This is a genomic window from Litorilituus lipolyticus (assembly GCF_006439335.1).
GTDB classification, from domain to species: Bacteria; Pseudomonadota; Gammaproteobacteria; order Enterobacterales; family Alteromonadaceae; genus Colwellia; species Colwellia lipolytica.
The window spans coordinates 111,988-128,664 of record NZ_SAWY01000001.1 but is presented as its reverse complement, the minus strand read 5'-3'; the positions used below and the strand labels follow the sequence as shown (position 1 = coordinate 128,664).

Below are 16,677 nucleotides of genomic sequence, written 5' to 3'. Positions count from 1 at the left end.
TTAGTACTCGTTTAGGTCATTGAGTACTTATGTATTATTTTAATTCTGCTTCAACCAAGTGAGCTAACTCTTTGGGGGAAAGTGTTTTTTCAGCATCAAGTAGTATGATGAACGTTTCGGCCTTTTTAGCTATCCCAAGAATGAATTCAGGGCGTATTTTTGCACCAAATGCGGGTGCGTCTTCAATATCTTGTTCAGGAATTTCGATGACCTCATTTACCGAGTCTGCTAGTAAACCCAGAACACAGTGTTGTGAAGATTCATGTAATTCAACAATAATTATGCATGTTCTCTTATGTAAAATAATTGGCTTACGCTCTAAGCGAACACTAAGGTCAATAACGGGTACAACTTCACCACGTAAATTGATAACGCCCGATAGAAATTGAGGCATGAGTGGTACTTGGGTTACACCATCGTATTCTAGTATCTCTCTTGTTTGGTGCAGTTCCATTCCAAAGTGCTCCTCACCAATCGTAAAAGTTAAAAACTGTCTCGTTTCCTGTTGGGATAGTTTTTTATCTCGTTGATGCAATAACTCAGACATTATTTTACCTTGCTTAGTTTGCTAAATGGCGATGTGACAAGTCTCGATTTATCGCCATTTCAATTAGTTGTGGAATATCTAAAATAAAGGCAATATCGCCATTTCCCAAAAGTGTAGAGCCACCTATACCTTTTAGTGAATTAAAGATAGGTCCTAGTGGTTTTACAACGGTTTGTATTTCACCATAAAGCCTATCAACAGCAATGCCAGCAATATCGTTGCCAAATTGAACGATAACTAATTCTTCTCTTGGTATAGATTTTTTGTTGGGCATCTTTTGATTTGGCTGCCCATTAAGCATGAATATCTCGCTGATATTTAGAAAGGGGATCATTTCACCACGTAAATCAATGCAATGCCTACCTTCTATGTGTTGATGACTTGTTAAATCAATACATTCAGTGATAGTTGTTTGAGGGATAATAAAGTGTGTATCTTGGCTTTGAACATGGAAACCATCAATGATAGCTAAAGTGAGTGGTAATCTTATTTTAAATTCTGAACCTTTACCTAGGGTAGAGTTTATCTCAATACTTCCTTGGAGTGACTCAACATTGCGTTTTACGACATCCATGCCAACCCCGCGACCTGATAAATTTGTTACTGTGCTGGCGGTAGAAAAACCAGGATGAAAAATTAAATGGAATAGTTCATTATCGGTTAATTTCATTTCAGCTGAAATGATGTTTTTTTCAATAGCTTTTCTTCTAATAACTTCTATATCTATGCCTTTACCATCATCACTAATGGCTATCACAACATGACCTGCTTCATGATAAGCTGCTAGTTTAAGTTGTCCGGTTGATTGCTTACCAACAGAAACCCGTTGTTCAACAGGTTCAAGACCATGGTCCATGGCATTACGTATAATATGGGTTAGTGGATCACCAAGCTTTTCAACCATCAATCTGTCTAATTCAGTTTCAGCCCCTTCAATATGCAATTCTATTTCTTTATTGAGTTCTTGAGCTGTATCTCGCACTACACGTTTAAACCGCTGGAAAATGCCACCAATTTGCACCATTCTCAACTTTAATGCTGCATCCCTTATTTGTTCAGTAAAGCCTTCAAAATCATCAACAGCTTCAAGTAAGTCTGGATTTTTACTCGTACTAGCTAGTAAATCAATTCGTTGCTGGTTTATAACAAGCTCACCGATAAGGTTAATTAAATTATCGAGGCGGTCTGAGTCTATTCGAATTTGCTTGTTACTTTTTCTTTCATTAGTACTTTTTTGCTGCTGTAAATCTGAATTTTTCAACGTTTCTAATAAAGCTTTTGGTTGCGGGGGTACTTCGTCACGTTGTGATTTGCTATTGAGTGCCTCTATTTCTTCTTTATTTTTATGGGCTTGCGCTAAGGTTTGCTCTGTTAGTGAGCCACATTTTATAAATACATCTCTTAAGCGTTGATTATCTTCTGGTAATGCATCAATTAACGCCAAGTAATCATCCACGGTTGCTTCTGGTGAAAGTATCGTGATGTCTGAATCATCTTGAACAAACATAAATGTATTTTCTATGGTAGCTAAGTCAGCGTCTGTGGATAAAGATATCTCATAAGCAAAATATAAAGTTTCAGCATCATAGTTATTGATACTTGGAAAGTTATCCGTAATGGTTTCAATATGCTTAATTTCACCTAAACCTGATAAAAAAGTGATGAAAGAAATGGGATCCATCCCATTTTTTAAACAGTCTGAAGAGAGTCGCAATGAAATGTGCCAACACTTCTGTTGAGTTAAATTTTCTTGGTTTATTGCAGGCAGTTTTTCTTCTGCTTCATTTTGAGTTGAACTAGGCTCTTGTTCATTTATCCAAGGAGAAAGTTGCGTTAATAAATTTGCCCCTGATTCTTGCAGCGAAATGTTGTCATTGAACTCCTCTGAGGATGTTTTAACTAAGGCTTGAATATGATCGCGACATTGAAATAATAGATTAACTAATTTAGTTTCAATCGTTATTTCATTTTCTCGAGCTCTGTCCAGAACATTTTCTATTACATGGGTAAATTCAACAATATGCTCAAGAGCGAATATGCCTGCTGAGCCTTTAATGGTGTGAGCTGAGCGAAATATATCGTTTAGTGTTTCATCATTATATTCGCCTTCATCAAGTTGCAATAAAATGTGCTCCATTGATTCTAGGTGTTCTTTTGCTTCGGCGTAAAATGTTTCTAGAGCGGCATCTAAACTCATGGGTTTTCACCTGAGTTACTTTTTACCTTGTCTTTTGTGACAGTAAAATAATGATGTAATTGAAATAATTCACAATAGTCTTTAATGGCGACACTTAACGAAATAATACGAATACTAGCGGTGAGTTCTTGTGCCTTATTGAGTAACATAATAAGTACTTGAATGCCCGCAGTGTCGACTTCTGTCAGTTTGGCGAGTTTTAAATTAAGCTGCTGTTGAATAGTTAATGGTTGTATATGCTCAGTAAAAAAGCTTTGTGCTTCATAAATTGTAAGCTCACCACTAATAGTCACTTCAGTGGTGTTATTACGTTTTTGCACAACTTTAATCTCAGGCATTCAATGACTCAATAAATAAATGAAGTAAAGGGCTATGTAAGCATATTGACAGCTTGTAACATTTGCTCTGGTTTGAACGGTTTTACCATCCAGGCTTTAGCGCCAATGGCTTTACCTTGTTGTTTCATTTCCTCTGAAGCTTCTGTCGTTAACATGATGACAGGAGTAAATTTATACTTAGGTAATTGTTTTATCTCTTTAACCATGTCAATGCCTCCCATTATGGGCATATTGACATCGGAAATAATGAGATGAACTTTTGTTCCGTCAAGTTTTGCTATACCTTCTTTGCCATTTGTTGCTTCGATAACTTCAAAGCCAGCTCCTTTTAATGTAATAGTGACGACTTGCCTTATACTGGCTGAGTCATCAACAATTAAAATTGTTTTACTCATTATTTCCCTACCGTATCTTGATTCTTTACTTAAGCATTAAAAGAAAGTTATGTTATTGTCAATTTTTACTTCAGCTTGTTTATCACCATCATGACGAGCAACTTGCTCAAGGGTTGTGTATGTTTGTTTTATATTATTTAGCCACTTTTTGCTGTTTATTGGCTTTATTGTTTCACCATGAATGAGACTCGATTGACACGCTTGATAATATGGAGATAGCTTATTCATATCGTCTTGGATGTGCCCAAGTATTTGGCTAACTCTGTCTTGAAATTGTAATGAAACAAGTACGTCATCAATGGCGAGTTGCACAGCAGAGTTTTCTTGTTCAAGTTGGTGAGCGCCATGAATAATTTTTTCACCTGATTGAGTGTATTGTTCAATGACGTCTTTAATGATGTTTTCTGCATTATGTATTAACGCACTGTCTTGTTCAGAGAAGTTTTGTGTTTTTTCTAATGTGTTTTGTAAGGTTGCGTTGACTTGTTCAATAGTTTCAGTAATCCGCGCCCCTGTTTCTCCAGATCTTGTTGATAATGTTCTAACTTCATCTGCGACAACAGCAAACCCTCTGCCTGCTTCACCTGCTCGAGCAGCTTCAATTGCAGCATTAAGTGCCAGTAAATTGGTTTGTGAGGCGATACCTGCTACATCATCTCCCATTTTAGATAACTCTTCGGCAATGGCAGAGAGCTTACTGATTTCACTTAAAATCTGATCTCGACCTAGCATGGCATCATTCAAAGAAGTGATGATGTCATTTAGCTCTTGCTCTGATGTCGCTATTACTTGGGTAAGACCTGTTGTGCCGCTCATCTCGCCAGATGTTTCTTTTGATGTTTGAATAGCTAATGCTAGCTGCTCTTTGATTTGTGCAAAATTATTAGCGAGTTGATTAACATTGTCATCACCTTGTTTTTTGGCAAGTTCGGTTTGTCCTGCCCAAATATTGATAATTTCGTATGCTAATAGGAGGTATTGCTCTACCTGTTGCGTGCCGTCTTCTTCGCTACTTTTGGATTGTTCATCTAAATGCAAGGTATGCTCTAAATGAATGTTGATTTGTTTAAATAATGTCCATGAAGTGATGCTGCTAATAACCGCGACAATTGAAATGACTAAAGTGATTAAGGGCGAACTTTGGTTATCCCAGAGAGCAAAAATAATACTGAGTAATAAAAACGAAAAACTTAAAATCAGTTTTTGTTTTGTTTTGATTAGCATTTTGCATCCTATTTTGGTCAGGAAAGAATGATGAAGCTGATTAATATGTCCAGTTAATAGACTAGTCAATGATTTGAAATTTCACAAGAAAGTGAAATATTCGTTAGGAGCGTATTCATTATATATTCGATTCACGTGCCATCTTGGAGGTAATGGTAAGAGTAATTCATTTTCAGATTATATTTACAGTTTAAGAAACGATTAATCACTCAGTAATAACTTTTGATTTTTAGCTTGTAATGTATGTTGATTTGGAAGCAATTATAAACAAGGCATTGGTTATATTTATTAGGCACTTGCACTTATTTAAAGCTGAAGAAAATAACCTTGTTTTTAGTTATTCGACATTAGCGGTTTTATATATCCTCTACTAGTATTGAGAGACGAATGACTACTATTTTGGAGCGAATAATGAAAGGCAACGATAAAGTAATTGCTAGTCTTAATGGTTTATTACACAACGAACTCGCCGCGATAGATCAATACTTCACTCATTCAAGAATGTATGAAGATTGGGGGCTACATGAGCTATATGAGCAACTAAACCATGAAATGGAAGAAGAGATTACACATGCAGATGCATTAATTAAACGTATTCTTTTTTTAGAAGGTGTACCTAATTTAAAAAATCGTCGAGACCTTTTAATTGGTAGCGATGTTGAAGAAATGCTGAAAAATGATTTGGTCTTAGAAATGGAAGTTGTCGACGCATTAAAAGCTTCTATTGCCTTATGTGAAGCAGAAGGAGATTATCAAAGTAGGGAGGTATTGCTGACATTATTAGAAGATACAGAGGAAGATCATGTTTATTGGTTAGAGCAACAAATTGGTTTGATAGGTCGAATAGGGTTACCTAATTACATTCAATCTAAGATGGGCAAAGAAACTGATAAAGCATAGGAGGCTCTATGAAAGGTAATAAACAAGTTATTGCATTACTTAATAAAGCATTAGCTATTGAATTAATAGCGATAAACCAATATTTTTTACACGCTAGAATGTATAAAAATTGGGGGTTAGAAGAGCTTGATGAAGCGGATTATAAAGTTTCGATTATAAAAATGAAGCAGGCAGATAAACTCATTAATCGAATTTTATTTCTAGAAGGGCTACCTAATTTACAAGATTTAGGGCGTTTACATATTGGTGAAAATACTGTGGAAATGATGCAAGCCAATATGGATCTAGAATACCAGTCTCGAGCGGCCCTACAAGCTCTTATCGCTTTGTCTGAAGCAGAGCAAGATTATATTAGTAGAGATTGCGCTGAAGAGATTTTAAGTAATGTAGAAGAGCAAATTGATTGGATTGAAAGCCAACAATACTTAATTAAGCATGCTGGCATCGAGAATTATTTAGAATCGATGATGCGATAAGTTTGAATTACGCAGCAGCAGGTTGTGCTTCAGAGATTTGCATTAACTTGCTGCTGAGAACTTTTTTTGTACATTGGCAACATTTTCCACACTGAGATCCCACACTTAATTCTTGGCTAATTTGTTTCATTGAGTGAGCACCATTATCGATGGCTGATTCAATCTGACTATCTGTGATACCGTGGCAAAGGCAAACGTACATAACGATTTCTTGTAAATTTTGTTAAGATTGCAGATATAGTAATCTAAATGATAATGGTTATCAATAGTGCTTAGGTTGTTTTTTACTAACATTAAGTAAAACGTTTGATCTTAATCATAAAATAGTTTTGTTTATCATTTAAAAGCTAGGGCAATCTAGGCAGGAAGTAAAATGAACTACTCTATAAGTTTACTTTTATTTATTATATTCCAGTGTTGAACTTGCTTATTAAGAAAGCCTGATTGCTGGTAAGCTCTCGTTATCTCACCGCGTTGCCTTAGTATTGCTAGTCCCTTTTGCAGGGCAATAAATGTTTCTTTTGAGTTTGGGTGCTTTTTTGAGATTACGAAGTGCCTACTATCATTTAGTGCAACTTTTGCTCCGTCAATAGCCTTGATGAAATATCCCTGTCCTTGATAGTTAAACGGATAGTTGCTAGTAAATGGGGCTAGCATCACATCAACCCAGCCTTTACTTACTATTTTTGCCATAGATAGCCATTCCTCTTCATGCATTAGTGATTTAGGGGCTATTGTTTGCAATGTTGCCCAATCAACGGGCCAGTTTTTATTTGATACGACGGTGAGTTTTTGAAGATCACTGAGCCCTTAAATTGTTATTTTCGCGTGGTTTTCTTTTGAAGTGTATATGCCTGCCATATATTCACCTTTTTCAATAATAGGCGCTGAGATAAAAAGCTCATCGGCAAACTGGTTTACATGTGAGTGCCACATGGAATCAAAACTTATCAGTAAAAGTCCGCTTCTTAATAACTTAATATTTCTTGCATCATAGTTACCTGTAGTGATGGAAAATTTTAGCTCTAAACCACCAAGTGCTAAGGCTTTCTGTACAAGGATAAACTCAACGACATCACGTTGTGAGTTTGGACTCGCATAGTTAGTTACCTCTATAGCAGGTCGCCCTTTGAGAATTTCTTGAGCGTACTTGTAGGTATCCGTTTCGACAGAAACATTAATGACCTCTTCTTGTGCGAAGGCATTAAGCGTCAAGAAAAGTAGGGAAGCACTTAATCGGTTCAACATGGCACATAAACAAAATGTTTTAGTGTAAGTATAGCTAGGGACTGGTGAACTTTGTTGATATTTTCAGCATTGGCTATTTTTATCAATCGCAAAGCGGTGTGTGAACGTGGTTTGGTTATTCCAAATGAGAGAAATGTGAATGTAGCTAGTGTTAAAAATAACCATTGCCCTCGGGCTTAGTCTAAAATCGCTTCACTCTGTGTTAAAAATGACTGATTTCGGTGACTCAATGATGCAATTTTTGCTTTGATTAAGGCGATTTTATTATTCAGCTGCATTAATAAACAAAGATCAACTGCTCATAAAGTTTAAAAGATAAAAAAAAGGAGCCGAAGCTCCTTTATTACAAACTTATTTCAGGTTGTACTACCAAATTTTAACGCGCTTCTCAGGTGCAATGTACATTGCATCGCCTTCTTTTACGTCAAATGCGTCGTAAAACTCGTTCATATTTGACAATGAACCTAAAGCACGGAACTCACCTGGAGAATGCGGGTCTGTCGCAACACGGTTACGCATTGATTTTTCGACAATTTTTGAGCGCCAGATTTGTGCATAGCCCATAAAGAAGCGTTGATCGCCAGTTAAACCGTCAATCACTGGGGCTTCTTTACCGTTTAAAGAAGCTTTATAAGCTTTATAAGCAATAGTAACACCAGATAAATCACCAATGTTTTCACCTAATGTCAATTCACCATTGACGTTTAGATCTTCAAAAACTTGGTAATTAGCATATTGTTCAACTAACGCTTTAGTACGGTTAGCAAACTCTTTAAGATCTTGCTCTGTCCACCAGTTGCGTAAGTTACCATCAGCATCATATTTACTGCCTTGATCATCAAATCCGTGACCCATTTCGTGACCAATAACTGCACCGATACCGCCGTAGTTTACTGCGTCATCAGCTTGCATATTAAAGAATGGTGGCTGCAAAATAGCGGCAGGGAATACAATTTCATTAGCTGTAGGGCTATAGTAAGCATTCACTGTTTGAGGAGACATGTGCCATTCCCAATCATGAATAGGTCCACCTAATTTGGCAACTTCTTTGTCATGACCTAAACGTGATGAACGCATTACATTGCCCACTAAATCATCTGATTCAATGTTTAATGCAGAGTAATCTTCCCACTTATCTGGGTAACCAATTTTTGGTGTAAATGCTGCAAGTTTTACATGGGCAGATTTTTTCGTATCACCCGACATCCACTCTAAACCATCGATGCTGTCACCATAGGCAGTACGTAAGTTTTCAACTAGTTCACTCATGCGTGCTTTTGCTTTTGGTGTGAAATGACGACTTACGTATATTTTACCAATCACTTCGCCTAAGTTACGGTTTACTACACTAACACCGCGTTTCCATTGTGGGCGTTGCTCTTTGCGTCCGCTTAACTGTTTTGAATAAAAGTCAAAGTTTTCATTATCAATGTCAGCACTTAAATAAGGAGCAAAATTACTTAAGGTATGGAATGTTAGGTATGTTTGCCAATCTTTTAGTGGTGTTTCAGCAAATATTTTACCAAAACCTTCAATAAAGTCTGGTTGGTTAATAATGATATCTTTTTGTTTAGCTACGCCTTGAGCTGATAAATAAGCAGACCAGTCAAAAGCATCGGTTAACTTAGATAAATCACTAACTGCAAACTTATTATAGCGCTTTTCGCTGTCACGAGTTTGTACGCGAGTCCAGTGGTAATTAGCTAATTTAGTTTCTAAAGCCATAATGGTTTTAGCCGCTTCTTTACCACCTTTTAAACCAGCAAGATCGAACATTTTTTCTATGTGTGCTACATAGCCAGCGCGTAATGCTGTGAAACGTTCAGCTTCATTAAAGTAGTAATCTTTATCAGGTAAACCTAGGCCACTTTGCCAAATATGTGTTGCATAACTGCTTGAGTCTTTTGCATCGATGCTGATATAGAAAGCTAATGGGCTACCTACACCAACAGCTTGGTACTTACCGAAAAATTCAGAAAGTTCTGATGCATTGCTAATGTTATTAATGGCATCAAAAATTGGTTGAATTGGCTTGCTACCTAGCGCATTTCGGTTTTCAGAATCCATATATGAACGGAATAAATCAGCGACTTTTTGTTCATCGCTACCCATTTTCAAGTTATCCGTTGCTGCTAACTCTTCAATTATGGCTTTAACGTCATCGTCAGCTTTGTCGCGTAAATCATAAAATGAACCAATAGCGGTTTTATCGCCTGGCACTTCATTGTTCTTCATCCAGCCGCCGTTAACATAACGGTAAAAGTTATCTTGAGGTCTAACGGAATTATCAATATTTGCTTTTTCAATACCTGAAGCTAGCGCGGTTTTTTGGGTACTAATGGCACTGTTTGATTCATTATTCGTCATTTGGCTGTTGCAGCCAGTAATAAGTAACAATGAAGAACAAATTGCACTGGTTAAAATTGCTTTCATGGATATGTTCTCAATATATTATTTTAATAAAAGTGTTCGTGCGTTTTGACTGAAACATCAAAGAGACCTTTAAGCAGAGTCATTAAAGTTCTTGCACAATGCCCCCATGTTACGAGTTATGTTGCGACATTTCTAGCAATTGACACATCTATTTACATTTTATTATTCACTAATAGTTTTGCCTGTAAAGAATACATTGCACCTAAGGTGGAAACATTATCGATATAATGTGTTAACTATTTGTTTACAATTTGGTTTTGTTCGCTAGTTAAAAAAAGATTGACTGCACACTGACACATTTCTTCAAGATGGCTTGCATCAGCATAAATTCCATCTATAACTAATTGTGCAATTCCATGTAGGGTCGCCCAAGTTACTTGAGCTAATCTGAGAGGATCTTCGGACTGTGGTAGTAACCCTTTAGCTTGTAAGTTTTTTACTAATGCCACTTGGTATTGAAAGCTAGGGTAAGCTACCGACTTTAGCTCTTCTGAACTTTGGTTATTTTTCCAGAGTCGGCTGCCAAACATTAGCTGGTAGACCGCAGGGTTTTTGTGAGCAAATTCTACATAGTCGTGAACAAATTTTTGGTATTTTTCTCGACTTGAATATTCAGGCTCATCAAAGGTTTTCTCTGCTTGTTGCTGCCAAGTCAAAAATCCTTGCGCGGCAATCGCTGAAAGTAAGTCGTTTTTATCCTTAAAGTGATGATAAGCCGCTGTACGCGATACACCAATTCGCTCGGCTAGCTTTCTCAAAGATAAAGCTTCAATGCCGGATTCTTGCAGTATAGTGCTGGCAGTCGTCAGTAAACTATTACGTAAATTGCCATGGTGATAGCTTGCTTCATTCGAGCTCATGCTTTCGCTTCTTACAGATAGTGTTCATGGGTAAATTAGAGATTTTTCCTATGAGGTAAAGCTACATTAGAAAATATAATCCCTGCGACTAATGACATAAATATAAGAAATGTTTGAGAGCCTAAATCAGCGATATTTAACATTTGCTGGCCAGAGACTAGAGTATTTAACCCCATATAAACCTTACTTCCTGGTACCAGTACAACCAAACCGAGTAAACGTACAATGCTAGAAGGCAAATTCATAACCCGAGAAAATAAATTACTATATAAACCTAGAGCGAAAGCACCGACAAATGCTCCTAAGGCAACGCCCAAATAAGTACTTGCCCAAACACTCATGCCAAAAGCAATATAACCAGAAATAATCCCCCAAGGCGCATCTTTTATACGTGCTTTAAATAAAATAACTAAGCTGATTGATAATATCGTTACTGCTATCCATGATGTCCAAGTAGGCATGACTTCAGGTGGCACAAAAGTAACTTCTCCCCACATTAATTTACCAAGAGCCATTCCTAAAACACCACCGAAGTAGAGTTTGAAAAGCACCATAACACTATCCATAATACGAGCCGTACCAGACATTAAGTGTCGGGCTGCTAGCTCTGATAAACCTACTGTTAAGGAAAGGCCTGGAATAAAAACAATGATGGTTGATAAAATAACCATAGGGATGTTAATGCTTGGGTCAATTAGCGATATTGCTGAGGCTAACAATGAAGCGGTTAGGGCAGAAAGTGGTTCTAATAGTTCTGTTACCCGTTTAGAGCGTTCAGCCCAAATCACAAAGAGAAAAATAACGAAACCAAGCAAGGTTGCCCAAAATACATCATTCCAACTGGTATGCATTAGCATAGCAAATGCACCACTTGACGCGCCAAAAGCAAGGAAGGTTAGGAACACGCCATAAGGTGCTGGTTTGTTATTGACCTCTGTTAACCTCTCGGTTGCCTCTGCCAATGTTCTTTCGCCATTAATTAATTCATCAACTAATTCATCAATTCTAGCTAATGAACCCAAATCGATATCACCAGGCGTTACTCTAACAAGGTGATTGTACTGTTGATCATCTTCGTCATCAGATAAGATAAATGTTAAGGCTGTAGGGGTGATAATAAATGACGCTCTAATATCAAGAAACTTTGCAATTGAAAGTAGATTATCTTCTAAACGGTAAGCGGTTGAGCCTAGCTTGTGTAATGCTTTACCTAAACGAATGATAAAGCGGCGTTTTTGATAGAAATCATCAGTTTGCGACATAAATATAGAAAGAAATAACGGTTACTGTAATATATGGTAATTGATTTTGTTACTTAAGTGAATTTTAAATAGCTATTCTAAAGTTAATAATTGGAATAATAACAGCGGCACTTTAACCGAGTATAGTGAGAGACTTATGACCCTATTGGTAATTTTAGCTTGTGTATTTTTGGCGGTATTTTTGATGGTAATTTTTGGTGAAAAATATGCTAAGCCCATCAGTGTTGAGCAACAAAGTAAATACAGTAAATTAATCTGGATTTTGGTCTTTGTGTTGATTATCGCAGCTATTATAAAAAACCTTGTGAGTTAATCAGTACATTTACTTATAAGTCAAAAGTAAAACAGCTTTATTGGCTGTTATTCATCGGATAAAATTGCCTGAATGGCCATTTGTCACAATCACTTTTTTTAAAAGGCACGAAATATGTATCCTGTACCTAAGTTAAATTTAAAAAATAAAGTATCAGCGCAAGAATGGCAGATTAGAGTTGATTTAGCGGCATGCTATCGATTACTTCATATGCATGGTTGGGATGATTTAATTCATACTCATATATCTGCGCGTATACCTGGTACCGAGCATATCCTAATCAATGCCTTTGGTTTGGCGTTTGAAGAAATCACCGCATCAAACCTCGTTAAAATAGATATTAATGGAAAGGTTATCGATGCTGATTGCCCTTTTGAAATTAACCCCGCGGGTTTTACTATTCATAGTGCTGTTCATGAGGTACGTCATGATGATATTTGTGCTTTACATGTTCATACTAATGAAACCATTGCCGTGGCAAGCGCCGAAGAAGGGTTGTTACCCCTAAGTCAGTATTCAATGTTCGCTCTTGCGTCAATGAGTTATCATGATTACGAAGGTTTAGCCGTTAATGCTGATGAGAAGCTACGTTTGCAACAAGATTTAGGCACAAAAAACTTTATGCTATTGCGAAATCATGGCGCTTTAACCATGGGGAAAACCATAGGTGATGCGTTTATGCATATGTATGATTTAACCCGCGCTTGTCAGGTGCAATTGCAAGTTATGGCTACGGGAATGAAACCTGTTTATGCTCCACAAAGCATTATTGATGGCATCAAAGCGCAAGCTAATATTGTGCACGACGGTGAAACAGGCGGTCAAAAAGCTTGGCCTGCCATGGTGAGACGCGTTTATCGTAATGATCCTAGTTTTGCTGAATAAAATTTACCTAAGTTATATAACTTAAGAATGACTCGACTTTAGAAGAAAATTTATGAAAATAACCCACATTGAAGTGTTTGATATTCACTGCCCTAAGCGTCCACCTTGGAACCCTGTTTTTGTCCGTATTCATACTGATGAAGGCATTACTGGTGTGGGTGAAGCAGGGCTTGCCTATGACTGGGGACATAGTGCCGCAGCAGCGATGATCAAAGAGATTAGTGAAGCAGTATTAATAGGCTTCAACCCTTTTAATACTGAATTATTATGGTCGAAGATGCTAAGAGAAAGCTTTTGGGGCTTAGGTGGTGGGCCTGTACTTTACTCGGCAATGAGCGCTATAGATACCGCACTTTGGGATATTAAGGGCAAAGCCCTTGGTGTGCCAGTGTATCAATTGTTAGGTGGTAAGGTTAATGAAAACTTACGTACCTATGCAAGTCAGCTACAGTTTGATTGGGACAGTGAAATAAGTAAACTGATCGAACCGGAAGAATATGCCCAAGCTGCGCTGAAAGCCGTTGCAGAAGGCTATGATGCAGTAAAAGTTGATCCTATTGTGTATAACAAAGATGGCAGCTCATCCTTTGATCGTACTAAATTATTTACTCAACCCCAAATGAAGTTATTTGGTGATAGGTTAAGGGCGATTCGTGATGCAGTAGGTGATGATGTTGATATTATCTTTGAATCACACTCATTGATGGGCGCTGCTTCAGCGATACAAATGGGTAAAGTTATCGAAGAAGTTAATTGTATGATGTATGAAGAGCCAGTTAACTACCTAAACCCAGCAGTGCATAAAAAAGTTTCTGATAATGTTAATGTGCCGATTGCTGGTGGTGAACGTTTATACCATCGCTGGGATGTTCGCCCGTATTTTGAAGATCAAAGTATTGATGTACTACAACCAGATGTTGGTTTGTGTGGTGGCTTTACTGAGGCAAAAAAAGTTTGTGATTATGCTGATGTGTACGATATTCGTATACAAGCCCACGTATGTGGTGGTCCTGTGGCAACAGCGGCTTCTTTGCATTTAGAAACAGCCATTCCGAACTTCTTAATTCACGAACATCATACCTATGCGATTAAAGACTGGAATAGGGAGCTATGCTTACAAGATCCACAGCCTAAAAATGGTGTATTTAATGTCAGTGAAGCGCCTGGTATTGGCATTGAACTAAACGATGAAGTTGTTAAAAAATCACCACACGTATTAATTAAGTAGTGTGTTGACTCTCACTTATTAATCAAAATAATAATGAAGCGCGTTATTTGAGCATATCGCGCTTTTTTTATGTTCAGGTAATGCTTTTATGCAGGGTAAACAGAGCAAATTTAGCCAATAATCTTGATAAGAATTTTGGCTAAATAAGCAAAGTGGGAAGTTACTGGCTAACATAATTTTATTTATGGCAAAGTTTTCGATAATCGTGGCTATGCAGGTATTTAACCATTCAGCTTTATAATGTCTATTGGCCATTTCCCAGCCAGAGCATTTAATGATTACATTGGTATATTGAGCAAAGCTTTTTATGTTTTGCAACCAAGTATTTTGAAGCCAACTGCACTTATTATCCTCGCTGCAGTTATTAAAATCCGGTGGAAAGCCTGCATGGTTAATGGCAAAAGTGAGCTGTTGATTATTGGTAATGACATCATGGAGTGCTTTACAGGCTATAGAGTCTTCAAATGCGAGTTGCAATTCAAAAACTAATGGTTTTCTCCTTAAGGCTTGCTTTTTAGAGTGTTGGTTAAGTTGCGCGATATTACTGAGCACGATTGGCGATGTTAGCAGTGTGTAGGCTTGCTCATCTAAAATATGTCTAACTCCCTTGAAGCTTTTTAGCAGGGAGAGCTCATTTAAAACTGATGTAAACTGACTGTTCGTATCAAGTAAATTAATCGCAGCAATACTACTAAAACTTGACTGGCAATTAGCTTCTAAAAAAGCGAGTTCTTGCCATGGTTGATGATTATTAAACCCCGCTTCAATATGAACAAAACCTGTTAAAGATAATTCACCTGATAAGTGTAAATCTTGTTCATTAAAGTCTCGTTGAATTTGCTTTTTATCATGCCAATAAGGCGGATTTTCATCTTTGAGCCAATGATAATCGCCATGAGATAAAGCAAAAAGATGTATATGCGGGTCGACAATGTTCAAAAATGGCTCCATCAATGTTGGTTTAAGTTCAAAAACAATGAATCTTAGATTTATTTTTTACTCAACACTCGCTATTGTGCGGTGTAGCCACCATCAATGACTTGTAAACTGCCAGTGATAAATTTAGCTTTGTCCGATGCTAAAAAATATACCAGTTCGGCTACTTCTTCTGGTTTACCAAGGCGATTTAATGGCTGAAGCGCTGCTTCTTCTTGGTGAACTTGTGTTTTATCAGCTCCTGATTTTTCACAATAATTATCAATAGCTTTATGATATAGCGGTGTTTCGATGGTGCCAGGGCATACTGCGTTAGCTCTTATGTTGTATTGGGCATAATCTAATGCCGTTGTTTTGGCCATTGAAGCAAGGGATGCTTTAGATAAATTATAAGCAAACGAGTTTTGTTTAGCGATTAAGGCCTGATCTGATGCCATTAATATGATTGCACCCTCATTAACGTCTTTCATACTAGGTAGTGCTGCTTTAATTGCTGCATAGGCGCCTTTTACATTAATGGAGAATACTTTATCAAAGTCCTCTTCTGTTGTGTTTTCAATGGTTCCTGAAAAGTGAACACCAGCATTTGAGATTAAAACATTGATGGTATGCTCTTTGGCAATGTTAGTGATAATTTGCTCAACTTGCTGAGTGTCAGAGATATCACATGCTTTAAATACTCCCACTTCACTAGGGGATAAATCTAAGTTAAATACAAGATAATTATTTTGATGAAATAGGTGAGCAATACTCAACCCTATACCTGAACTACCACCAGTTATTACACATACTTTTTGCATAGTATTTCTTTTATTAATTACGCTTAGTTAAATAATACCTTTATGGCGAGGTAAGTTCCATTTACTTATGTCATTGGTTTACGTGTATAATAAAGCAATGATGAAATGTAGGACTTATTTATGAAAGTTTGTGGTGTTGAGTTAAAAGGTAATGATGCAATAGTTTGTATCATGTCTAAAGAAAATGGATTGTATGATATTCCTCATACGCGAGTACAAAAGATTACTCTTGATAATGCTGGTGATGCGGAGCAGGTGCAAAAATTTCAATTTACCTTTGCTAAGCTGATGGAAGATTATCAAGTCAGCCATGTTGTGATTAAAGGAAGAGCGTTAAAAGGCAAGTTTGCTGGGGGTCCAGTTAGCTTTAAATTAGAAGCGGCGATTCAACTAATCAGTGATTTAACGGTAGAGATTCTATCAGGTACTTTTATTAAAAAAGAACTCGCTAAAAGCCAAATTGATATCGACTTTAGAGATACGGGGTTAAAGCAATACCAAGAGCAAGCATTTAATTCTGTTTTTGCTTTTCTTGAGAGTAAATAAAAGAAAACGTGAATTAGAGTATCTTGTTGTTAAATTAACAAGCACTAAAAAATAGTAATAAAAAAGCGCATCAAATGATGCGCTTTTTT

19 protein-coding genes are annotated in these 16,677 nt (G+C 37.1%); 6 read left to right on the top strand and 13 right to left on the bottom strand.

The genetic code is table 11. The annotated features are described in order from the left end of the window. Nucleotides 1–34 precede the first annotated feature (34 nt). The 5 genes from EPA86_RS00615 to EPA86_RS18510 are packed head-to-tail and all read right to left on the bottom strand — an operon-like array spanning nt 35 to nt 4,209. Nucleotides 35–547 carry a chemotaxis protein CheW gene (locus tag EPA86_RS00615; protein WP_140600847.1) on the bottom strand — a complete coding sequence of 171 codons (513 nt, stop codon included), beginning with the start codon at nt 545–547 and terminating at the stop codon, nt 35–37. Between the two features lie 13 nt (nt 548–560). Beyond that, on the bottom strand, nt 561–2,744 hold the full coding sequence (locus EPA86_RS00610; RefSeq protein ID WP_140600845.1) for a chemotaxis protein CheA: 2,184 nt from the start codon (nt 2,742–2,744) through the stop codon (nt 561–563). Then, entirely contained in the window at nt 2,741–3,082 is a 342-nt protein-coding gene (locus tag EPA86_RS00605) for an STAS domain-containing protein (protein ID WP_140600843.1), read from the bottom strand. Before EPA86_RS00605 ends, EPA86_RS00610 begins: the two co-directional genes overlap by 4 nt. A 32-nt stretch (nt 3,083–3,114) precedes the next feature. Further along, entirely contained in the window at nt 3,115–3,477 is a 363-nt protein-coding gene (locus EPA86_RS00600) for a response regulator (RefSeq protein WP_140600841.1), read from the bottom strand. Between the two features lie 36 nt (nt 3,478–3,513). Beyond that, nucleotides 3,514–4,209 carry a methyl-accepting chemotaxis protein gene (locus EPA86_RS18510; RefSeq protein WP_425462558.1) on the bottom strand — a complete coding sequence of 232 codons (696 nt, stop codon included), beginning with the start codon at nt 4,207–4,209 and terminating at the stop codon, nt 3,514–3,516. A gap of 903 nt (nt 4,210–5,112) precedes the next feature. On the opposite strand from EPA86_RS18510, the gene bfr (EPA86_RS00590) reads away from it, so the two are divergent. Continuing rightward, nucleotides 5,113–5,601, top strand: coding sequence for a bacterioferritin (gene bfr / locus EPA86_RS00590; protein ID WP_140601063.1), 489 nt, complete (start codon nt 5,113–5,115; stop codon nt 5,599–5,601). A gap of 8 nt (nt 5,602–5,609) precedes the next feature. Continuing rightward, nucleotides 5,610–6,077 carry a bacterioferritin gene (bfr, locus tag EPA86_RS00585; protein ID WP_140600837.1) on the top strand — a complete coding sequence of 156 codons (468 nt, stop codon included), beginning with the start codon at nt 5,610–5,612 and terminating at the stop codon, nt 6,075–6,077. A 7-nt stretch (nt 6,078–6,084) separates the two neighbouring features. Here the strand turns inward: bfr (EPA86_RS00585) and EPA86_RS00580 are convergent, their stop codons facing one another. The 6 genes from EPA86_RS00580 to EPA86_RS00560 all read right to left on the bottom strand — a co-directional run bounded on the left by EPA86_RS00580 (nt 6,085) and on the right by EPA86_RS00560 (nt 11,880). Then, the gene (locus EPA86_RS00580) at nt 6,085–6,279 is read right to left on the bottom strand and encodes a (2Fe-2S)-binding protein (RefSeq protein ID WP_140600835.1); all 195 of its coding nucleotides are present in this window, start codon (nt 6,277–6,279) and stop codon (nt 6,085–6,087) included. Nucleotides 6,280–6,455: 176 nt separating this feature from the next. Then, nucleotides 6,456–6,770, bottom strand: coding sequence for a hypothetical protein (locus tag EPA86_RS18275; RefSeq protein ID WP_246058183.1), 315 nt, complete (start codon nt 6,768–6,770; stop codon nt 6,456–6,458). Nucleotides 6,771–6,887: 117 nt separating this feature from the next. After that, a complete protein-coding gene (locus EPA86_RS18270) occupies nt 6,888–7,325 on the bottom strand; it encodes a hypothetical protein (RefSeq protein WP_246058182.1) in 438 nt (145 codons plus the stop codon). Between the two features lie 366 nt (nt 7,326–7,691). After that, nucleotides 7,692–9,758 carry a M13 family metallopeptidase gene (locus EPA86_RS00570; RefSeq protein ID WP_140600834.1) on the bottom strand — a complete coding sequence of 689 codons (2,067 nt, stop codon included), beginning with the start codon at nt 9,756–9,758 and terminating at the stop codon, nt 7,692–7,694. A 236-nt stretch (nt 9,759–9,994) separates the two neighbouring features. Continuing rightward, a complete protein-coding gene (locus tag EPA86_RS00565) occupies nt 9,995–10,618 on the bottom strand; it encodes a TetR/AcrR family transcriptional regulator (RefSeq protein ID WP_140600832.1) in 624 nt (207 codons plus the stop codon). Nucleotides 10,619–10,653: 35 nt separating this feature from the next. Then, entirely contained in the window at nt 10,654–11,880 is a 1,227-nt protein-coding gene (locus EPA86_RS00560; RefSeq protein ID WP_140600830.1) for a threonine/serine exporter family protein, read from the bottom strand. 136 nt (nt 11,881–12,016) lie between these two features. Here EPA86_RS00560 and EPA86_RS18160 point away from each other — a divergent pair, with 136 nt between their 5' ends. From EPA86_RS18160 to EPA86_RS00550, 3 genes are all read left to right on the top strand, one after another. Then, nucleotides 12,017–12,193, top strand: coding sequence for a hypothetical protein (locus EPA86_RS18160; protein WP_170309521.1), 177 nt, complete (start codon nt 12,017–12,019; stop codon nt 12,191–12,193). A gap of 114 nt (nt 12,194–12,307) precedes the next feature. Beyond that, entirely contained in the window at nt 12,308–13,078 is a 771-nt protein-coding gene (locus EPA86_RS00555) for a class II aldolase/adducin family protein (protein WP_140600828.1), read from the top strand. A 52-nt stretch (nt 13,079–13,130) separates the two neighbouring features. Continuing rightward, complete coding sequence (locus EPA86_RS00550; protein ID WP_140600826.1) at nt 13,131–14,306, top strand: mandelate racemase/muconate lactonizing enzyme family protein; 1,176 nt, start codon at nt 13,131–13,133, stop codon at nt 14,304–14,306. A gap of 18 nt (nt 14,307–14,324) precedes the next feature. Here the strand turns inward: EPA86_RS00550 and EPA86_RS00545 are convergent, their stop codons facing one another. Together EPA86_RS00545 and EPA86_RS00540 are read right to left on the bottom strand one after the other, a co-directional pair. Next, entirely contained in the window at nt 14,325–15,245 is a 921-nt protein-coding gene (locus tag EPA86_RS00545; protein ID WP_170309520.1) for an amidohydrolase family protein, read from the bottom strand. A 71-nt stretch (nt 15,246–15,316) separates the two neighbouring features. Further along, nucleotides 15,317–16,042: an SDR family NAD(P)-dependent oxidoreductase gene (locus EPA86_RS00540; RefSeq protein ID WP_140600822.1), complete on the bottom strand. Its 726-nt coding sequence runs from the start codon at nt 16,040–16,042 to the stop codon at nt 15,317–15,319. 120 nt (nt 16,043–16,162) lie between these two features. On the opposite strand from EPA86_RS00540, the gene EPA86_RS00535 reads away from it, so the two are divergent. After that, the gene (locus EPA86_RS00535; protein WP_140600820.1) at nt 16,163–16,588 is read left to right on the top strand and encodes a DUF3010 family protein; all 426 of its coding nucleotides are present in this window, start codon (nt 16,163–16,165) and stop codon (nt 16,586–16,588) included. Nucleotides 16,589–16,677: the final 89 nt, after the last annotated feature.